The organism is Actinacidiphila alni (assembly GCF_900112845.1).
Classification (GTDB): Bacteria; Actinomycetota; Actinomycetes; order Streptomycetales; family Streptomycetaceae; genus Actinacidiphila; species Actinacidiphila alni.
The window spans coordinates 364541-384108 of record NZ_FONG01000007.1 but is presented as its reverse complement, the minus strand read 5'-3'; the positions used below and the strand labels follow the sequence as shown (position 1 = coordinate 384108).

Genomic DNA, 19568 nt, shown 5'->3' with positions numbered 1-19568 from the left:
TCCGCAAAGGATGAATTCTCATTCACGTTTTACTTGACGTGCCTCCCGGTCGGTGGCCAGCATGAGAGGGACGCCGCACGCCGATGAGAGAGGGCCTTGAGATGTCCGCAGCAGAGCGACGACCTTTTCCCGGGGCCGGAGCCGAGGCGGCACCGAATCCTCAGGTGATCACCCATCCGTCCAGCGGCCTGATCGTGCACCTGACGCACGCCGACGGTGCTGTGTGGGCCACGGTCAGCGGCGAGATCGACCATGCCAACGCCGAGACGTTCGGGCGGGCGCTGACCGGGAATGTGCTGCGCGCGTGCGACCGGCTCGAGGTGGACCTGAGCCGGGTGGACTTCTTCGACTGCACCGGCCTCAACGCCCTGCTCAAAGCCGCCGCCGTCGCCGACCGGACCGGCGCGACACTGCACCTGTCCGACGTCAGCCCGGCCGTACGCCGCCTGCTCGACCTGACCGGCACCGGCCCGCTGCTCGGCCGTACGGGGAAGGACGCCGCCGAGGCGGCCGGCGCCGGGACGTACGGATCGGGGCAGGCCGGCGGCGAGCGGGTCGGCGCCGGGACGTGCGGTGCCGGGACGTACGGATCCGGGAGCGACGGTACGGACGCGGCCCCGTCGGACCGGCCGCCCGAACCCCGTACCCCGGTCGGTTCCCGATGGGTCGGCCCGCACGCCGCCTGAGACCGGCCCGCGCGTGCCGCCGCGCTACCCCTCGCCCGCGGTGCCGGATTCGCCGGCGAGGCGCCGGCCGTTGCGGGCGGCGGCGGCCCGGGCCCAGCCGCTGGTGGAGACGGTGCCGAGCGTGAGCACGACGAGCCCGCAGCCGCCGAGCACGGCCCAGGCGGTGCGGCTCGCGTCGATGAAACCGGCTCCGGTGCCGGCCACGATCGAGCCGGTGACGGCCACGCCGATGGCGCTGCCGAACTGGCGGGCGCTCGCCGCGAGCGCGCCGGCGACGCCGACCTGGTCGGGCGGCAGTCCGGAGACGGCGGTATTGGTGACCGGCGGGCCGACCATGCCCGCGCCGAGGCCGAAGACGGCGTAGGCGGCCAGCAGGTAGACGCTCGCGGTGTGCGCGGTGAGCGGGACGAGGAGGAAGCCGCCGACGGCCAGGAGCGCGCCGCCGAGCGCGAGGGGGAAGCGGGGTCCTCCGGAGGCGAGCAGCCGCCCGGACAGCTGGGCGGCCACGGCTTGCCCCACCGCCATCGGGATGATCATCAGCCCGGCACGCAGCGGGCTGAAGTGGCGGATGTCCTGGAGGTAGAGGGTGTTGAGGAACAGGAACCCGCCCAGGCCGGCCGACATCGCGACGGAGATCGTGTTCGCCCCCGAGAACGGCGGGCTGCGGAAGAAGCGCAGGTCGATCAGTGGTTCGGGGCGCCGGGGCTCGACGACCAGCAGCCCGGCGAGGGCCAGGACGGCGAGCGCGAACAGCCCGGCGATCCACGGGTCCGCCCAGCCGCGCCGCGGCCCCTCGATCGTCGCGGCGACGACCGACGCGAACAGGACGACGATCAGCGCCTGGCCGTACGGGTCGAACGCGCGCGGCCGGACCGCCTTGGACTCGGGGACGAACCGCCGGGTGAGCCAGATGGCCACGGCCCCGATCGGGACGTTGACCCAGAACACCGACCGCCAGTCGATGCCGTCGACCAGCAGCCCGCCGAGTACGGGCCCGGCCGCGATGGTGACGCCGATGACCGATCCCCACACGCCGATCGCGCGGGCGCGTGCGGCGCGATCGGTGTAGACGCCGACGATGATCGACATCGCGACGGGATTGAGCATCGAGCCGCCCACCGCCTGCAGGGCGCGGAAGGCGATCAGCCATCCGACGCCGGGCGCGACGGCGCTCAGCAGCGAGCCGAGGGAGAACAGGGCGAGCCCGAGCTGGAAGATCCGCCGGCGGCCGAAGCGGTCGGCCATGGAGCCGGACAGCAGGAGCAGGCACGCCATGACCAGGGCATAGGCGTCGACCGTCCATTGCAGGCCGCTGACCGAGGCGTGCAGGTCCTGGCCGATCGAGGGGAGCGCCACATTGACGATGGACAGGTCGATGCCGGTCACGCCCACGCTGAGACAGCAGATGGCCAGTACGAGCCGGCGGTGGACGGGAGGCGACGTGCGGGCCGGCGCCGTCGGCCCCGGGGTGTTGACTGTGCTCATGACGGATCCCCGGACGGATTCGGTAGAGTCCCCGATGGAAACGGAGAGGGTGTCCAGATAATACGGAGACCCTGTCCACTTATGCAAGGACGCGTGAATGACCGACCATCCGCCCTCCAGGAGGGCCGACGCCGCCCGCAATCGCCAGCGGATCCTCGACGCGGCGCGCACCGCGTTCGCCGCCGGTGGGGCCGAGACGTCGATGGCCGAGGTCGCCCGGAGGTCCGGGGTCGGCCAGGCCACCCTCTACCGCAACTTCGCGACCCGCCACGAGCTCCTGGAGGCCCTGCTCGTCGACGAGATCGACGAGGTGTGCGCCGCCGCCGCGACCGTCGAGGGCGACACCCCGGAGGACCGGCTCATGGCCTGGCTGCGCCGGTTCTTCCAGTACGTCACCGCCAAGCGGCCGGTCGTCATCGGGCTGCTCGAACACACCGACACGACCGATCCCGTCTTCCAGAGCCGGGGCCGGATGCTCGCGGCCGGCCGGCCGCTGCTCACCGCCGCCCAGGAGGCGCGGCAGATCGCCGGCGACCTCGACCTCGACCAGATCCTCGACCTCGTGGTGGCCATCGCGAAGATCCCGGGCACCCCGGAATACCGCCGCCCCATCCTCGACGCGGCCCTCGCCGGCCTCCGCTGGATCGACTGAGCGCGGAGACCGACTCGCCCCGGGCGTGCGGCGGTTGAGGCGAGGCGGTCAGGTGCGGGAGGCGGTGTGGCGGAGGCCGTCGTGGACGAGTTCGGTGATGCGGATCGCGTCCTGTTGCCAGCCGTGGGCGCGCATGCCGCAGATGCCGCCGAGGGCGCGGAGGAGGAGGCGGCCGTCGACGCCGGGGCGGACGAGGCCGGCGGCGGTGCCCGCGGTGAGCAGGGTGTCGAGGGCGTGGGCCATGTCGCTGCGGGCGTCGTCGAAGACGGGGGAGTCGGTGGCCATGATGCTCTCCAGCGCCTCGCCCATGCCGCGCCCGACGGCGGCGTGCTCGACGAGGAGCAGCAGGAAGCGGCGCAGCGCCTCGTCCGGGCCGTGCTCGGCCAGAAGGCGGGCCGGGGCGGCGCACAGGTCGGCGACCTCCTGGCGGTAGACCTCGGCGACCAGGGCCTCGCGGGTGTCGAAGTGCCGGTAGAGGGTGCCGACGGCGACCCCCGCGCGGCGGGCGATCTCCTCGACATGGGCGTCGGTGTCCCCGGCGAGGAACGCCTCGCGGGCGGCGGTCAGCAGCGCCTCGCGGTTGCGGCGGGCGTCGGCGCGCAGCGGCCGGGCCTGGGACGGCTGGCGGGACGGGGGCAACGGTCCTCCTAAGGTGAGGCCGGTTCATTTTATGTGTACAGTTTCCGGAGTCGGGTTCACTTTACTGAAGGAGCACTCCCATGACGATTCCGGACGACGGCCTGCGCGGCCTGCGGGTGCTGGTCACCGGCGCCAGCCGGGGCCTGGGCCTGGCCACTGCGCGCCGGTTCGCGGCGGGCGGCGCGACCGTACTGGCCGCCTCGCGCACCGCACCGCCGGACGACCTGCCGGTCACCTTCGTCCCCGCCGACCTGCGCTCGCAGGAGGGCGCGGCCGATCTCGCCCGGCGGGTGCTGGACACCGTCGGCGGCGTGGACGTCCTGGTCGACAACGCGGGCGCGGCGACCGCGCCGGCCCCGACCCTGCGGCGGTCCGACGCCTCCTGGCTCGCCGACCTGGAGATGAATCTGCTGAGCGCGGTACGTCTCGACCGCGCCCTGGTCCCGGGCATGGTCGAGCGCGGCTCCGGCGTCGTCGTGCACGTCTCCTCGATCGCGAGCCGCTTCCCGCAGCGGACCGAGGTCTCGTACGCGGCGGCCAAGGCGGCGCTGAACGCGTACAGCCGCGAACTGGCCACCGAGGTCGGCGAACACGGGGTGCGGGTGGTGTGCGTGCTGCCCGGCTTCGTTGTCACCGAGGGCGCCGCCGACCACCTTCGGCAGATGGCCGACGCGCAGGGCCTCGGCCTCGACGAGATGAAGCAGCGCCTCGTGGACCACCTGAAGGTCCCGATGGGACGGCCCGGCGACCCCGAGGACGTCGCCGAGATGATCGCCTTCCTCGCCTCGGCCCGCGCCAAGTGGCTGACCGGCGCCGAATACCGGGTCGACGGCGGCATCATCCCGGTGGTCTGAACCGCCGTACGGACAACGCCGGTTCAGGCGCGGTACGCGTCCAGCGCCGCCGTACGGTCGCTGTACGCGGTACGTGACTGGCGCGTGACCAGCGTCCACATGGCGCGCTCCGCGGCGAGATCGGCGGGCAGCCGCAGCCCCAGCGACTCGGCCAGCGGCTTGCGGCCGACATTCACCAACGCCCTTACGGCGGCGGCCCATTCGTCGGTCGCGACGACCGCGCAGCGGTACCAGACCGGGATCAGCAGACACAGCACCACGGCCGCCACGGTGAGCGGCAGCGTGTCGGGGTCGGCCGCGGTCAGCGAGAGCACCGCCGCGAGGGCGACGAGGCCGTGCCCGTAGAGCAGCGCGACGAAGAAGTCGACGTTCACCCGGGCCAGTTCGGCCTGCCGCCGGATCTGTTCCGGTGCGGTGCCGGTGAGTTCGTTCCACAGCACCTGTGTGTCCAGCCGGAAACGGTCGTAGCCGTACTCCTCGAAGCGGCGGATCGCGTTGCCGAGCCGGGTCGGGGCGATCTGCCGGTCGTCCAGCGGATAGCGCGACAACTTCTCGCGCAGCAGCGCCCGTTGGGTGGCCGAGCGGCGCGCGTCGGAGGCGGCGACCGCGGTCAGCCGGGGGTCGGCGCGCAGGGCGGCGAGCCGCGCCGTGTCCTCGGCGGTCAGCCGCGCGGGGGCCTCCGCCTCGCGCCGCGCCAGCCTGATCAGGACGAGCCGGTCGGACATCAGCTTCTTGATCCGCCCGTGCCGCGCGCAGCCCGCGCGGTACGCCCGCTCCGGCCACAGCAGATAGCCCTCCAGGATGCGGAAGAGCGGATTCTGCAGGGCGCTGAGCACCAGGCCGAGCAGCACGGACGACGCCAGCAGCAGCAAGGCCGCGTCGGTGCGGGTGCCGGGCCACAGCCGGGTGACCGGCGCGGTGTGCCGCAGGGTCGGCGCGACGGCGAAGAAGAAGACGCTCAGATTGAGCGCCGTCGGCAGCACCCAGCCGACCAGCAGGGTCCACGCCCCGCCCAGCACACCCTTGGCGATGTCTCCCACGAGCGGCTCTACTCGTCCTCGTCGTCGTCGCCGAACGGCGGCCCGGGCGGCGTGACACCGAGCAGACCGCCGTCGTTGTACGTGCTGTCCCCCGAGCTGAAGTGGCTGCTGCCCGGACGGGCGGCGACGTCACCGAAGTGGACATCGCGGTCGGAGACGTACGGTGCGGTCGGCCGGGCACCCGCGTCGCCGCTCCCGGACGGTGCGTCCGTGAGCAGACCGGCCAGCGCCGTCGCCAGCCGGTCCGGCGGCCCGGGCGTGACCTCCACCGTCTCCGGCCGGCCGGCGCGGCGGACGGTCAGCCGGGTCCGGCCGTCGTGCGCGTCGAGCCACGACAGCAGCGACCGGGCCAGCGGAACGACGCCCGAGGTCGACACGAGCTGCACGTCGATCAGGCCGGACGCCTCGGGGGCGTGGTGCGTGAACGGCGAGGAGGGGGCGACGAGCCAGTCGTCGCCCCCGTCGTTCCGCAACTGCCGCTCCAGCGACCGCGGTCCGGTGTCCGCGCCGTACCTCGGCCCCTGCGGCGGGCCTTCCTCGACCTCGACCACCAATCGCACTGTCGCCCCCCTGGCGCCGGTCCCGTTCGGGGCACCCAGCCTAGGGCCTGGCTCAGGACTTGGGGCTCGCGCTGTGGCTCCCGCTCGGCGACGCACTCGACGTACTCGGCGACGCGCTCGGCGCGGTCTTCGGCGGCGGACCGAACAGCACCTGCACATGCTCGAAGCCGAGCGACGTCAGCAGATGCTCCAGCATGAACTTGGTGTTGGTCTCCGCCCGCGCACCCAGCTCCGTCTTCTTGGCGGCGTCCTGGATCTTCTGCGCGGCCAGCTCATTGAGCTGCTGCGCGTTGCCGGGGTTGCTGCCGAAGAAGTCCCCGATCCGGTCGAACAGCCCGCGCTGCTGCGAGACCACGTACGAGTGCTTGGTGTCCAGGGCCGTACGCTCCAGTGCCGCGTGCGGCAGCCGTACGGTCGCGGACTTGCGGTCGTCGGAGACCTTTACGGCGTCGGCGCCGACGTGGCCCATGTCGACGTACGCGTCGACGCTGCCCGCCCCGACGTACAGCGTGCGCTTGCCGCGCACCGCGGACGGCAGGAATTTGGCGTCCTTCTCCAGGTCGACGACGACCTCGAAGTTGCCGCTCGCGCCCTCGAAGCGGTTCATGTCCTGGATCGACTTCAGCAGGACGGGACCGCTGCGGTCCTTGTCCTTCTCCGCGAACGGGTTCGGTATTCCGGGCAGCAGATCGGCCTTGCCGAGCAGCAGGAACAGCAGAGCCAGCACGACCACACCCACCGCCGCCCGCGCCCACCAGGGCATCCGCCCCGCAGCACCACTGATCGCCATGATCGCGTCACCTCCTGAGATGCCGGTTACCCGGGGTCCGCCGTTCCATGGCCCGAACAGACGGACGACGTAGGGGAGTTGATATGTCAGCGGGCTGCCGTCTACCCCACCGCGTCCGGGAACCGGCACGCGACCGGCCCGGCGGGAGAATGATTCGTAAAGGAAACCGACTGTTGCCGGGGTATTCGAGGGCCCCCGGGGTCGGACGGATGCGGTGGGGGCGGGCTACGATCGCTGTCATGAGCGCCGCAGACGTACCGTCCCAGACCCCCGACCGGCCCGCGTCCCCGCCCAATGGCACCGCGGACGCGGCGGGCCGGTCCGCCGCGACCGGTTCCGCGGGCGCGGCCACCCTCGCCGAGATCGCCCGTGCCGCGGGCGTCTCGGCTCCGACTGTTTCGAAAGTGCTCAACGGTCGCGGTGATGTCGCGCCCGGCACCCGCAGTCGGGTGGAGGAGCTGCTGCGCCTGCACGGCTACCAGCGGCGGCGCGGCAACGCACAGCCCGCGCCCCTGCTCGACCTGGTCTTTCACGAGCTGGAGAGCGCCTGGGCGATGGAGGTGATCCGCGGGGTGGAGAACGTCGCCCGGCAGGAGGGCCTGAGCGTGGTGCTCTCAGAGTCGGCGGGCCGGCTCAGCCCCGGCCAGACCTGGGTCGACGGGGTGCTGGCCCGCCGCCCGACCGGCGTGATCCTGGTCCTGTCGGGGCTGGACCCGGCCCAGCGCGCCCAGCTCATCAGCCGCGACATCCCGTTCGTGGTGATGGACCCGGCGGGTGACCCCGGCGAGGACGTGCCGGCGATCGGCGCCACCAACTGGCAGGGTGGTGTCGCCGCCACCCGCCACCTGCTGGAGCTGGGGCACCGCAGGATCGGTGTGATCGGCGGACCCGCCGGGATGATGTGCAGCCGGGCCAGGATCGACGGCTACCGCGCCGCGCTGGAGACCGCGGGCGTCGCCTTCGACCCGGCCCTGGTGCGGGCCGGCGACTTCCACCACGAGGCCGGATACGCCGCGGGCCTGGAGCTGCTGCGGCTGCCCGACCGCCCCACCGCCGTCTTCACCGGCAACGACCTCCAGGCGCTCGGCCTGTACGAGGCGGCCCGTGAGCTGGGGCTGAGCATCCCCGGCGACCTGAGCGTGGTCGGCTTCGACGACCTGCCGCTGTCCCGCTGGATCAGTCCGCCGCTGACCACGGTGCGGCAGCCGCTGACCGAGATGGCCGAGGCCGCCGCGCGGCTGGTGCTCGACCTCAGCCGCGGCAAGGAGCCCAGCACGCTGCGGGTGGACCTGGCGACGCGGCTGGTGGAGCGCAGCAGTACGCGCCCGCCGTCGGTCGCCGACGCGCCGGGTGACGGTGGCCCGGCGGACGGTGGCGGGGACGCGTCCGAAGTGCGGTGATTGCCGGGGGTGTTGACGCTCGGGTGGGGTGCCCGTAGGGTCTGCGCCGCAGTCGGAATGTTCTTCGAAACATTCGAAGCCTCGCCGACGCGACAGTGAGAGCACCGAACTACCTGATCCAATCCCCCACTTGGAAGAGGTATCCACCCCATGGTCTCCACGCGAGCCCTGAGATCCGTCATCGGCGGATCGGGCGCCGCCTTGCTGGCGGCGACCGCGGCCCTGGTCGCCGTCACCGTCCCCTCCGCACACGCCGCCGACCCGCCGCTGCGCGACCTGGCCGCCGCCAAGGGCGTCTACATGGGCACCGCCCTGATGGCGAGCGAACTCAGCGGCACCAGCGCCTCGATCGCCGGCACCCAATTCGACAGTGTCACTCCAGGCAACGAAATGAAGTGGGACACCGTCGAGCCGAGCCGCGGCACGTACAACTGGGCGCCCGGCGACTCCATCGTCACCTTCGCGCAGGCGCACGACATGCAGGTGCGCGGCCACAACCTGGTGTGGCACAGCCAGCTCCCCAACTGGCTGACCTCCGGCAGCTTCAGCAACGACGAGCTGCACAGCATCCTGGTCAAGCACGTCACCGACGAGGTCACCCACTACAAGGGCAAGGTCGTCCACTGGGACGTGGTGAACGAGCCGTTCAACGAGGACGGCACCTTCCGCCAGGACCTCTGGTACAACCAGCTCGGCGTCTCCTACATCGCCGACGCCTTCAAGGCCGCCCGCGCCGCCGACCCGGCCGCCAAGCTCTACCTCAACGACTACAACGTCGAGGGCACGGGCGCCAAGAGCGATGGCATGTACAACCTCGTCAAGTCGCTGAAGCAGCAGGGCGTCCCCATCGACGGCGTCGGCTTCCAGGCGCACCTGATCCTCGGTCAGGTGCCGTCCACCTTCAAGGCCAACCTCCAGCGCTTCGCCGACCTCGGCGTGGACGTGGCCATCACGGAGCTGGACGTACGGATGCAGACCCCGTCCGACGCGGGCAAGCTCCAGCAGCAGGCCAACGACTACGCGGCGGTCGTCAACGACTGCCTGGGCGTGACCCGTTGCGCGGGCATCACCGTCTGGGGCTTCACCGACGCCACCTCGTGGGTGCCGAGCACCTTCCCGGGACAGGGCGCGGCGACCCTCTACGACGAGAACTACCAGCCCAAGCCCGCCTACGCGGCGGTCCGTACGGCGCTGGGCGGCGGCACGACCACCACGCCGCCGACCTCGCCCCCCACGTCACCGCCCACCACACCGCCCGGCGGTGGCGGCGGCTGCGCCGTCAGCTACGGCGTCAACCAGTGGAACACCGGCTTCACCGCCAATGTGACGGTGAAGAACAACGGCTCCGCACCCGTCAACGGCTGGTCGCTGAAGTGGACCTTCGCGTCGGGCCAGACCGTCACCCAGGCGTGGAACGCGACGGTCAGCCAGAGCGGGACCGCCGTGACGGCCACGAACCTCTCCTACAACGGGGCGATCCCGGCCGGCGGTTCGACGTCCTTCGGCTTCAACGCCGACTGGTCGGGCGGCAATCCGGCACCGACCGGCTTCACCCTCAACGGAACCGCCTGCACCGTGAGTTGAGCACCACCCCGCACGGCCCGTGCGAGCGGGCGGTCACCTCTCGACGACCTCGTACACCGGCACCGCCACCGCGTCGTCGTCGAGGCACCGCCCGCTCGCCAGGTCGAACCGCTGCTTGAGCAGCGGCGACGCCACGTACGGGCGGCCGTCCACCGCGCCGGTCAGCCCGTGCGCGAGCACCCCGGCCCCGGTGAAGGGGTCGACATTGCCGATGGCGTGCAGCGCCCCGCCGCGGACCCGGAAGACCGCGGCCTGCGCGCCGTCCGGCAGCAGCGCGACCACCGCGCGGCCCGGCTCCACCAGTCCCGAGGAGCACACCGGCAGCCAGCCGGAGCCCGTCGCGATCCGCACCATGGTCACGGTCTCTGTGATCTCGATGGTCATACGGTCACCGTCTCTGACAGGGCCACCAGCGTCGTGGCGGCCGGTTCCGGCTTGATCTGACCGCGCTCGGGCACGAAGCGGACCGTCGGGTCCGGCACGTCCGGCGCGTTGACGAAGGACACGAACCGCCGCAGACGCTCCGGGTCGTCGAGGGTGTCGGCCCACTCGTCGCGGTAGCCCGCGACATGCGCGGCCATCAGCTCCTCCAGCGAGTCGCAGATCCCCAGCGAGTCGCGCACCACCACGTCCCGCACATGGTCCAGGCCGCCCTCGATCCGCTCCAGCCACACGCTGGTGCGCTCCAGGCGGTCGGCGGTGCGCACGTAGAACATCAGGAAGCGGTCGATGAGCCGGACCAGTTCGGCGTCCGAGAGGTCCTTCGCGAGCAGGTCGGCGTGGCGCGGGGTCGCGCCGCCGTTGCCGCCCACGTACAGATTCCAGCCGCTCGCGGTGGCGATCACCCCGAAGTCCTTGCTCTGTGCCTCCGCACACTCCCGCGCGCAGCCGGACACCGCCGACTTGAGCTTGTGCGGCGCCCGCAGCCCCCGGTAGCGCAGCTCGAGGTCGATGGCCATCCGGACGCTGTCCCGCACACCGAAACGGCACCAGGTCTGCCCGACGCAGGACTTCACCGTGCGCAGCGCCTTGCCGTAGGCGTGCCCGGACTCGAAGCCGGCGTCCACCAACCGGGACCAGATCAGCGGCAGTTGCTCGACGCGGGCGCCGAACAGGTCGATCCGCTGACCGCCGGTGATCTTGGTGTAGAGGCCGAAGTCGCGAGCCACCTCGCCGATCACGATCAGCTTCTCCGGGGTGATCTCGCCGCCCGGGATGCGCGGCACGACCGAATAGGAGCCGTTCTTCTGCATGTTGGCCAGGAAGCGGTCGTTGGTGTCCTGGAGCGCGGCCTGTTCACCGTCCAGGACGTGCACGGACGCGCCGATGGCGGTCGCGAGCGAGGCCAGGATCGAGGCGACGGCCGGCTTGCAGACCTCGCAGCCCTCGCCGCCGCGCGCGTCCTCGCGGCCGTGCCCGTCCAGCAGTTCGCGGTAGGAGCCGATGCGCAGCGCGAGCACGATCTCGTACAGCTCGGCGCGGGTGTGCGCGAAGCAGCGGCACAGGCCCTTGTCGACGGCGACGCCGTTCGCCTCCAGCTCGGCGTCGACGAGCCGGCCCAGCACCTTCTCGCAACTGCCGCAGCCCGTACCGGCCTTGGTGCACTTCTTGACCTCGGGCACGCTGGTGCAGGAGTGCTCGGTGACCGCGCCCCTGATCCGGCCCTTCGTCACATTGTGGCAACTGCAGATCACCGCCTCGTCGGGCAGCGCGCCCGGGCCCATCTGGACGGGCGCGCCCGCCCCCGCCGGCAGCACCAGGTGCTCGGCCGCGACCGGCGGCACCGAGCCGGTCAGCGGGCGCAGGATGCCGTACGACTCCGCGTCGCCGACCAGGATGCCGCCGAGCAGGGTGCCGTCCGCGCCCATCACCAGCTTGCGGTAGACGCCGGAACGCGAGTCGGAGTAGAGCACGTCCAGGCAGCCGTCGGCGGCGCCGTGCGCGTCGCCGAAGCTCGCCACGTCCACGCCCAGCAGCTTCAGCTTCGTCGACAGGTCGGCGCCGGTGAACGCGCCCTGCTCGCCCTCGGAATCGGCGCCGCCGGCGATGGTGCGCGCCGCGGTCTCGGCCATCTCGTTGCCCGGCGCGACCAGTCCGTACACCCGGCCGTCCGCGGCCAGCGCGCACTCGCCGATCGCGAACACCGCCGCGTCCGCCGTACGGCAGCGTCCGTCCACCACGATGCCGCCGCGCTCGCCGACCGGCAGCCCGCAGGCACGCGCCAGGTCGTCGCGCGGCCGGACTCCCGCGGAGAACACGACCAGTTGGGCGCCGAGCGCGGAACCGTCCGACAGCGCCATGGAGCTGACGCGCCCGGCCGTGTCGCTGTCGATCCGCTGGGTGCCGACGCCGGTGTGCACCGTCACACCGAGGCCCTCGACCGTACGCCGCAGCGCCTCGCCGCCGCCGTCGTCCACCTGCACCGGCATCAGCCGGGGCGCGAACTCCACGACGTGCGTGTCGAGTCCGAGGCCCTTGAGCGCGCCCGCCGCCTCCAGGCCGAGCAGCCCGCCGCCGACCACAGCGCCGGTCACCGTCTCCGGCCGCCGCGCGTACGCCTCGATGGCGAGCAGGTCCTCGATCGTGCGGTAGACGAAGCAGCCCTCGGCGTCCTTGCCGTCCACCGGCGGCACGAACGGGTAGGAGCCGGTGGCCAGCACGAGCGTGTCGTACCCGACGGTCAGACCCGAACGGGCCGTCACCGTACGGGCGTCGCGGTCCACGGCCACCGCCGGGTCGCCGACGTGCAGCTCGACGCCGTGCCGCGCCATGAAACCGTCCTCGACCATGGACAGCTGCTCCGGCGTCCGGCCCTCGGAGAAGTACGAGGTGAGGTGGACGCGGTCGTACGCCGGGCGGGGCTCCTCGCAGAACACCACCACCCTGTCCCGCGCGGTCACCCCGCGGTCGGCCAGCGCTTCGAGGAAGTGCTGGCCCACCATCCCGTGGCCGACCAGCACGATCGTCCTCCTCGCCGAGGCGGCCCCGGCCACGGCTTCGGCTTCGGCTTCGGCTTCGGTCCCAGCCTCGGCCTCGGTCCCGGTCGGCGCGGCCATGCCTGGGTTCGCGGCCATGGTCAGTAACCTCCGTCGTCGGTGAGCAGATGGAGCAGTGGGGCGGAGGGCAGCGGCTCGTCGCCCTCCCAGACCCCGGCGACCGTGCCGACGGCGGCCAGATCGCCCAGCAGGATCCCGCCGACCAGCCGGTCCCCGCGCACCACGACCTTCCGGTACGCGCCGCGGGTGGCGTCGGTCAGGCGCAGCACGTCGTCGCCCGGGCCCGGCACCGGGTCGCCGAAGGCGGCGACGTCCAGCGGCGGGACGTCAGGGGAAGAGGTGCCGGTGTCTCTCGCGGATCCGGTGCCGGTTCCTGGCGTGAGGGTGAGGCGGGTGAGCGCGCGGGTGCCGGTGTAGCGGGGGGCGTCGGACGCGGTCGCGGCGCCGCCCGCCTCCTGGGCGAGGACCCGCGCCAGGACGTCGGCCTGGTCGTGGGCCGCGCCCGCCAGACCGTAGAGCACGCCGTCGTGCTGCGCGCAGTCGCCGATCGCGTGCACGGCCGGGTCGGAGGTGCGCAGCCGGTCGTCCACGACGACACCCTTGGCGACGTCGATCCCGGCCGCCTGCGCGAGGCCGACGCGGGGCCGCACCCCGCAGGCCAGGACGACGAGTTCGGCGCCGAGGCAGTAGCCGTCGGACAGTTCGACCGACCGCACGGCGCGGCGGCCGTCGGGCATCCGCTGGGTGAGCAGGCCGCGCGCCCGGCACTCGATGTGCACCTCCACGCCCTGCGCCTCCAGGTGGCCGCGCAGCAACGCCGCTGCCGTACCGTCCAGATGACGTTCCATCAGGTGCTCGCCCTGCTGGGCGAGGACCACCCGGGCGCCGCGCGCGGCCAGCGCCTGCGCCGCCGACACCCCCAGCAGCCCGCCGCCGACCACCACCACACGCGTGCCGTGGCCGGCGGCCGAGGCGAGCGCCAGGCAGTCGTCCATGGTGCGGAAACAGTGCGCGCCGAGCGGGAGTTCGTCCGACCCCTCCTCGAACAGGCCGCGCAGCGGCGGCAGTACGGGGTTGGAGCCGGTCGCCAGCACCAGCCGGTCGTACGGCAGGGCCGTACCGTCGTCGCACACCACCAGCCGGTCGGCACGGTCCAGCCGGACCGCCCGCCGGGGCGCGCCCGTACCGCCGTCACCGCCGCTGTCCGTGCCGCCCGCGCCCGGCAGGGTGATCATGGCGGGCGCGTACCGGCCGGCGAGCACCTCCGCGAGCAGCACCCTGTTGTACGGCGGGTGCCGCTCCTCGCCGACGACCGTGACCGTCAGGCCGGGCGCGGTACGGTACGGCGCGAGCTGCTGGGCGAGCCGGGTCCCCGCCATCCCGCCGCCGATCACCACGATGCGCATGCCGTCGTCCATGGCCGCAATCGTGGGCGACCGCTGTTTCCCGCCCGCATCCCCGCCATTATCCCTCGGGAACACCGGCCTCATCCGGTGCGGCCGCGCGCTGTGAGTCCGGGCCGCCGCCGTATCCGCACGGCAGCCATGCGGGGTGACCGGATCGTTCCGCATCGGGGCACGATCGGGCCTACCGGCGGCACCCCGGGGCGCGGCACGATCGGATCATGACCGAGAACACGTCAGGAAACACGTCAGGGAACACGAAGCCCGAATCCGCCAGCGCGCTGGTCGTCATCGACGTCCAGGAGTCCTTCCGGCAGCGCGAGACATGGCAGGCCGCCTCCGACCCCGAGGTCGCCGTACGCGTCGGCGAACTCGTCGACCACGCGCGCGAGCGGGGCCACCTGGTGATCTGGGTGCTGCACACCGAACCCGGCTCCGGCACGGTCTTCGACCCGGCGAGCGGCCACGTCCGGCTGATCGACGGACTGACCCGCGCCGACGGCGAACCGTTGCTCACCAAGACCGCGCACAACGCCTTCACCACCACCAACCTCCAGCAGATCCTCACCGAACGCGGCATCCGCTCGCTGATCACCTGCGGCATCCGCACCGAGCAGTGCGTGGAGACCACCACCCGGCTCGCCTCCGACCTCGGCTACGACGTCACTTTCGTCACCGACGCGACCGCCACCGAGCCGATCGGCCACCCTGACGCGCCCGCCGGGCGCCCGCTCGCCGAGATCCTCGCCGACCCGCGCACCCTGCTCCCGGCCGACATCATCACGCGCACCGAGTACGCTCTCGCGGGTCGCTTCGCCGCCGTCACCACCGTCAAGGAGCTGACCGGATCGTGACCCGGGTCGTCTTCCTGCTCGTGCCGAATCTGCATCTGCTCGACCTCGCCGGGCCCGCGCAGGTGTTCTCCACGGCCGCCGACCACGGCCTCGGGTACGAGTCGGCGTACGTCGCCGAGCAGGAGGACATCCCGACCGCGCAGGGACTCGCGCTGCGCGCGGGCACCGTACTGCCGGCGTTGTCCGCCGACGACCTGATCGTCGTCCCCGGCTGGCGCTCGCCGACGCTGCGGGCCAACGGGGCGCTCGGGCCCGGCACGCTGGAGTGGCTGCGCGCCCACCACGCCGGCGGCGGCACCGTCGCCAGCGTCTGCGCCGGCGCGGACGCCCTCGGCCGGGCCGGCCTCCTCGACGGGCGGCGCTGCACCACCCACCACGACGTGCAGGACGAACTCGCCCGCGACTATCCGCTGGCCACCGTCGTCCGGGACGTCCTCTACGTCGTCGACGACCGCGTCGTCAGCTCCGCGGGGATCGCCAGCGGCATCGACCTCGCCCTCCATCTGCTCGCCGTCCGGCACGGGCCGGGCGCCGCCGCGCGCGTCGCCCGGCAGATGGTGGTGTACGCGCGGCGCAACGGGGACGAGCGGCAGGCCAGCGCCATGCTGCGGCACCGGGCGCACCTCAGTGACGCGGTGCACCGCGTCCAGGACCTCATCGACGCCCGCTTCACCTCCCACCTCGCGCTCGCCGAACTCGCCGCCGCCACCGGTCTCAGCGAGCGCACCCTCACCCGGCGCTTCACCGCTTCCACGGGTCTCACGCCCCTTCGCTACCAGCACGAGCTGCGGCTCGAACGCGCCGAACACCTCCTCTCCCACGGTGCCACCGTCGAAGCCGCCGCCCACGCCGTCGGCTTCGCCGACCCCCGCATGCTCCGTCGCCTCCGCGCTCGCGCCACGAAAGTGGGTGCCTGATCTCCTGCGGAGTGCGGTGCGTGATCCCCTGTCGGGGGTGCGTGATGTCTCCTGCGGAGTGCGGTGAGTCAGGTCTTTTAGGGGCGCGGGGAACTGCGCGGCCCGCCCCCACCGGCCCGGTGGTCGCAAGAACAACAGCGTCTGCCCCGCTGGGGGCGGTTTTTCGTCTGAAGGCGCGCGCGGGCTGAGCGCGCAGTTCCCCGCGCCCCTGAAAGACCTCGCTCGCCGTCGGGCGAGAAGACGCCGCACTCCGCGGGACGGGCACCCCGGGGTGTCGACCGCCCACGCGGCGGACGCGGACGCCGACTAACCCCCGGTGGTGGCCGTCGGCTCGTGGTGGACCGGGAAGTTGACCGAGTTCGCGATGAAGCAGAGGCGCTGGGCCTCTTCGTGGAGGGCGTTGGCCGCCGCGGTCATGGTGGGGGAGGCGACCTCCACGGCCGGGTGGAGGGTGACCTCCGTGAAGTGGCCGGCGCCGCCGGCGGTCTCTTCCATCGTGCCGGTGGCGCGGTCGGTGTAGGCGGTGACGACGACACCGTTGACGGCGCACACATGGAGGTAGGAGAGCATGTGGCACTGGGAGAGCGCCGCGAGGAGCAACTGCTCGGGGTTCCACCGGTCGCGGTCGCCGCGGAAGGCGCGGTCGGCGGAGCCCGCGAGGGGCGGCGGGCCGTCGGCGGTGACGTCGTGGGTGCGGGCGTAGTCGCGGTACGAGGCGGTGCCGGTGCCGCGGTTGCCGGTCCAGACGACCCGGGTCTCGTAGACGTGCTTACGGGCGGACGGCATGACGCGGGGTCCTTTCAGCGGGCGCGGGCACGGGCGTCGCAGGTGTCGAGTACGTGGCGGCGGGCGGCCTCGGCGGCGTCGCGGGCGCGGCCCTCGGTGACGGCGGCGAGCAGCTCGCGGTGCTGGGCGTTGACCTGGGCGGGCCGGTGCGGCGGGTCGAGCGAGGCGCGGGTGGAGACGAGGATCTGGTCCCACAGCCGGTCGAGGGAGGCCAACGCCACCGGATTGGCGGCGAGTTCGGCGATCCGCCGGTGGAAGCGGCGGTTGTGGCCGACCGCCTCGGTCAGCCGCCCGGCGAGCGTGGCCACTTCCGTACGGTCGGCGTCGCGGACCAGTTCGGCGAGGTCGGCCGGGGCGATGCGGCCCTCGGCCTGGCGTACGGCGGCCAGTTCGGCGGTGAGCGCCTCCAGGGCGGCGCGCACCTGGTAGGCGTGGCGCAGCGCCTCGGCGTCGAGGGCGACGACGCGGACGCCGCGCCCGGCGGAGTGCACCAGGCCGTCGGCGACCAGCGCCCGGAACGCCTCGCGGACCGGGGTCCTGCTCATCGCCAGCGACAGCGCCACCTCGGTCTCGGTGAGGCGCTCGCCGGGCGCGTAGGCGCCGTCGAGGATCAGGTCACGCAGCCGCGCGCGGGCGGTGTCGGTCTGCTGCACACGGCCGACCCTAGCTTCTGCATGCATTGCATGCAATGCATGCAGAAGAGGTTCTACGCCTTCTCCACCCGCACCGCGCACACCTTGAACTCCGGCATCCGCGACGCCGGATCCAGCGCCGGATTGGTCAGCGTGTTGGCGCTGCCCTCGCCCGGCCAGTGGAACGGCATGAAGACGGTGTCCGGCCGGATCGCGGGGGAGACCCGGGCCGGGGCGACCGCCCGGCCGCGCCTGCTGGTCACCGCGAGCGGCTCGCCGTCGGCGACCCCGAGCCGGTCCGCGAGCCGCGGATGGAGCTGCACGAAGGGGCCGGGCGCGGCCTCGTTCAGCTCCCGCACCCGCCGGGTCTGCGCCCCCGACTGGTACTGCGAGAGCACCCGCCCGGTCGTCAGGTAGTACGGGAAGTCCGGCGTCGGCTCCTCGGCCGCGGGCCGGTGCTGGACTGGGGTGAAGCGGGCCCGGCCGTCCGGCGTGGCGAACCGGTCGAGGAACAGCCGCGGGGTGCCCGCCGGCGCACCGTCCGGCGTGCGCTCGGCGGCGTCCCGCGGGCACGGCCAGAAGACGCCGTCCTCCGCCGCGATCCGCGCGTAACTGATGCCCGAGTAGTCCGCGGGCCCGCCGGCCGAGGCCCGCCGCAGCTCGTCGAAGACCTCCTCCGGGTCGGCGGGGAAACCCTTGTCGTGACCGAGCCGTTCGGCGAGCGCGCCCAGCACCTCCAGGTCGGTCCGTACGCCCGGCGGCGGGTCGACGGCCTTGCGGCGCAGGATCACCCTGCCCTCCAGATTGGTCGTGGTGCCGGTCTCCTCCGCCCACTGCGTCACCGGCAGCACCACATCGGCGAGCGCCGCCGTCTCGGAGAGCACCACATCGCACACCGCGAGGAAGTCCAGCGCGGCGATCCGCTGCGCGACATGCCGGGCGCGCGGCGCGGACACCACCGGGTTGGACCCCATGAGCAGCAGCGCGCGCACGTCCCGGCCGAGCGCGTCGAGCAGTTCGTACGCGCTGGGCCCGGGTCCCGGCAGGTCGTCGGGGTCGACGCCCCACACGGCGGCGACATGCGCGCGGGCCGCCGGGTCGTCGAGCTTGCGGTAGCCGGGGAGCTGGTCCGCCTTCTGGCCGTGCTCGCGCCCGCCCTGCCCGTTGCCCTGCCCGGTCAGGCAGCTGTAACCGGACAGCGGGCGGCCGGCCCGGCCGGTCGCCAGGCACAGATTGATCCAGGCGCTGACCGTGTCGGTGCCCTTGGCCTGCTGCTCGGGGCCGCGCGCGGTCAGCACCATCGACTCCGGCGCGTCGCAGAACAGCGCGACGGCGCGCCGCAGTCGGGGCACCGGCACCCCTGTGATCCGCTCCACCAGCTCGGGCCAGTGCGCCATCACCCCGGGCAGCGTCCGCTCCCAGCCGGTGGTCCGCGCGGCGACGAAGTCCGCGTCGACCCGGCCCTCGGCGACCACGAGGTGCAGCAGGCCGAGCGCCAGCGCCAGGTCCGTGCCGGGGCGCGGCTGGAGGTGCAGGTCCGCCTGCTCGGCGGTCCTGGTGCGGCGCGGGTCGACCACGATCAGCGTGCCGCCGTTCCGCTTCAGCTCGGCGAAATAGCGCAGGGCGGGCGGCATCGTGTCGGCGAGATTGGAGCCGACCAGGATCACGCAGCCGGTCGCGCCGATGTCCGCCAGCGGGAAGGGCAGCCCGCGGTCCAGGCCGAACGCCCGTTGGTGCGCCACCGCCGCCGACGACATGCAGAAGCGGCCGTTGTAGTCGATCTGCGACGTCCGCAGCACCACCCGGGCGAACTTGCCCAGCGCGTACGCCTTCTCGTTGGTCAGCCCGCCGCCACCGAACACCCCGACCGCGTCCCGGCCGTGCGCCGCCCGCACCCGCAGCAGCCCCGCCGCGACCCGGTCCAGCGCCTCCTCCCAGCCCGCCGGGACCAGTTCGCCGTCGGCGCCGCGCACCAGCGGCCCGGTCAGCCGTACCGCGGACGACAGCACCTCGGCGGAGGTACGGCCCTTGCCGCACAGCGCGCCCCGGTTCACCGGGAAGGCCGGCCGCTCCACCACCTCGGGACCGCCGGAACCCGGCCGAAGCGTCATCCCGCACTGCAACGCGCAGTACGGGCAGTGCGTGTCGACCCCGGCGTCCGGCGGAGCGACGAGGGCCGGGGCGCCGGGACCGGATTGCGGGGCCGCGGGCGCGGCCGGCGGAGTGCTCATCCGCCCAGCCTGCGCGGACGGTGTTTCCCCCCGCCGCCCGCGCCCGTTACGCCCCGGGC

18 protein-coding genes are annotated in these 19568 nt (G+C 73.2%); 7 read left to right on the top strand and 11 right to left on the bottom strand.

What is annotated here, in order from left to right; genetic code table 11:
- Positions 1–164 precede the first annotated feature (164 nt).
- On the top strand, positions 165–686 hold the full coding sequence (locus BM076_RS14865) for an STAS domain-containing protein (protein ID WP_177246447.1): 522 nt from the start codon (positions 165–167) through the stop codon (positions 684–686).
- A gap of 24 nt (positions 687–710) precedes the next feature.
- On the opposite strand, the gene BM076_RS14860 is transcribed toward BM076_RS14865, so the two are convergent.
- Positions 711–2171 (bottom strand): MFS transporter, encoded by a 1461-nt coding sequence (locus BM076_RS14860; RefSeq protein WP_093713959.1) that lies wholly within the window; start codon positions 2169–2171, stop codon positions 711–713.
- A 97-nt stretch (positions 2172–2268) separates the two neighbouring features.
- On the opposite strand from BM076_RS14860, the gene BM076_RS14855 reads away from it, so the two are divergent.
- Positions 2269–2823, top strand: coding sequence for a TetR/AcrR family transcriptional regulator (locus tag BM076_RS14855; protein WP_093713958.1), 555 nt, complete (start codon positions 2269–2271; stop codon positions 2821–2823).
- Between the two features lie 48 nt (positions 2824–2871).
- Here the strand turns inward: BM076_RS14855 and BM076_RS14850 are convergent, their stop codons facing one another.
- Positions 2872–3462 (bottom strand): TetR/AcrR family transcriptional regulator, encoded by a 591-nt coding sequence (locus BM076_RS14850; RefSeq protein ID WP_456151209.1) that lies wholly within the window; start codon positions 3460–3462, stop codon positions 2872–2874.
- Positions 3463–3542: 80 nt separating this feature from the next.
- On the opposite strand from BM076_RS14850, the gene BM076_RS14845 reads away from it, so the two are divergent.
- Positions 3543–4316, top strand: a complete 774-nt coding sequence (locus BM076_RS14845) for an oxidoreductase (protein ID WP_093713957.1) — start codon at positions 3543–3545, stop codon at positions 4314–4316.
- Between the two features lie 23 nt (positions 4317–4339).
- Here the strand turns inward: BM076_RS14845 and BM076_RS14840 are convergent, their stop codons facing one another.
- From BM076_RS14840 to BM076_RS14830, 3 genes are all read right to left on the bottom strand, one after another.
- Complete coding sequence (locus tag BM076_RS14840; RefSeq protein ID WP_093713956.1) at positions 4340–5356, bottom strand: hypothetical protein; 1017 nt, start codon at positions 5354–5356, stop codon at positions 4340–4342.
- Positions 5357–5364: 8 nt separating this feature from the next.
- The gene (locus tag BM076_RS14835) at positions 5365–5907 is read right to left on the bottom strand and encodes an effector-associated constant component EACC1 (RefSeq protein ID WP_143120570.1); all 543 of its coding nucleotides are present in this window, start codon (positions 5905–5907) and stop codon (positions 5365–5367) included.
- 61 nt (positions 5908–5968) lie between these two features.
- Positions 5969–6706 carry a DUF4230 domain-containing protein gene (locus tag BM076_RS14830; protein WP_093713954.1) on the bottom strand — a complete coding sequence of 246 codons (738 nt, stop codon included), beginning with the start codon at positions 6704–6706 and terminating at the stop codon, positions 5969–5971.
- A gap of 239 nt (positions 6707–6945) precedes the next feature.
- Between BM076_RS14830 and BM076_RS14825 the strand changes: the two genes are divergently transcribed.
- Together BM076_RS14825 and BM076_RS14820 are read left to right on the top strand one after the other, a co-directional pair.
- A complete protein-coding gene (locus BM076_RS14825) occupies positions 6946–8106 on the top strand; it encodes a LacI family DNA-binding transcriptional regulator (RefSeq protein ID WP_093713953.1) in 1161 nt (386 codons plus the stop codon).
- Between the two features lie 150 nt (positions 8107–8256).
- Positions 8257–9690 (top strand): endo-1,4-beta-xylanase, encoded by a 1434-nt coding sequence (locus BM076_RS14820; RefSeq protein ID WP_093713952.1) that lies wholly within the window; start codon positions 8257–8259, stop codon positions 9688–9690.
- 33 nt (positions 9691–9723) lie between these two features.
- Here the strand turns inward: BM076_RS14820 and nirD are convergent, their stop codons facing one another.
- From nirD to BM076_RS14805, 3 genes are all read right to left on the bottom strand, one after another.
- Positions 9724–10074, bottom strand: a complete 351-nt coding sequence (gene nirD / locus BM076_RS14815) for a nitrite reductase small subunit NirD (RefSeq protein WP_093713951.1) — start codon at positions 10072–10074, stop codon at positions 9724–9726.
- Positions 10071–12632 (bottom strand): nitrite reductase large subunit NirB, encoded by a 2562-nt coding sequence (nirB, locus tag BM076_RS14810; protein ID WP_245796068.1) that lies wholly within the window; start codon positions 12630–12632, stop codon positions 10071–10073. Before nirB ends, nirD begins: the two co-directional genes overlap by 4 nt.
- 134 nt (positions 12633–12766) lie before the next feature.
- Positions 12767–14104 (bottom strand): NAD(P)/FAD-dependent oxidoreductase, encoded by a 1338-nt coding sequence (locus tag BM076_RS14805; RefSeq protein ID WP_093713950.1) that lies wholly within the window; start codon positions 14102–14104, stop codon positions 12767–12769.
- 206 nt (positions 14105–14310) lie between these two features.
- Between BM076_RS14805 and BM076_RS14800 the strand changes: the two genes are divergently transcribed.
- Together BM076_RS14800 and BM076_RS14795 are read left to right on the top strand one after the other, a co-directional pair.
- Entirely contained in the window at positions 14311–14943 is a 633-nt protein-coding gene (locus tag BM076_RS14800; RefSeq protein WP_093713949.1) for a cysteine hydrolase family protein, read from the top strand.
- Positions 14940–15860 (top strand): GlxA family transcriptional regulator, encoded by a 921-nt coding sequence (locus tag BM076_RS14795; protein WP_093713948.1) that lies wholly within the window; start codon positions 14940–14942, stop codon positions 15858–15860. The genes BM076_RS14800 and BM076_RS14795 overlap by 4 nt, the downstream gene beginning before the upstream one ends.
- Positions 15861–16166: 306 nt before the next feature.
- On the opposite strand, the gene BM076_RS14790 is transcribed toward BM076_RS14795, so the two are convergent.
- From BM076_RS14790 to BM076_RS14780, 3 genes are read right to left on the bottom strand one after another with little or no spacing between them, the layout of a single operon-like run.
- Positions 16167–16646, bottom strand: coding sequence for an OsmC family protein (locus tag BM076_RS14790; protein WP_093713947.1), 480 nt, complete (start codon positions 16644–16646; stop codon positions 16167–16169).
- A 14-nt stretch (positions 16647–16660) separates the two neighbouring features.
- Positions 16661–17299 (bottom strand): GntR family transcriptional regulator, encoded by a 639-nt coding sequence (locus tag BM076_RS14785; RefSeq protein WP_245796054.1) that lies wholly within the window; start codon positions 17297–17299, stop codon positions 16661–16663.
- A 53-nt stretch (positions 17300–17352) separates the two neighbouring features.
- On the bottom strand, positions 17353–19509 hold the full coding sequence (locus BM076_RS14780; protein WP_093713945.1) for a molybdopterin oxidoreductase family protein: 2157 nt from the start codon (positions 19507–19509) through the stop codon (positions 17353–17355).
- Positions 19510–19568 lie beyond the last annotated feature (59 nt).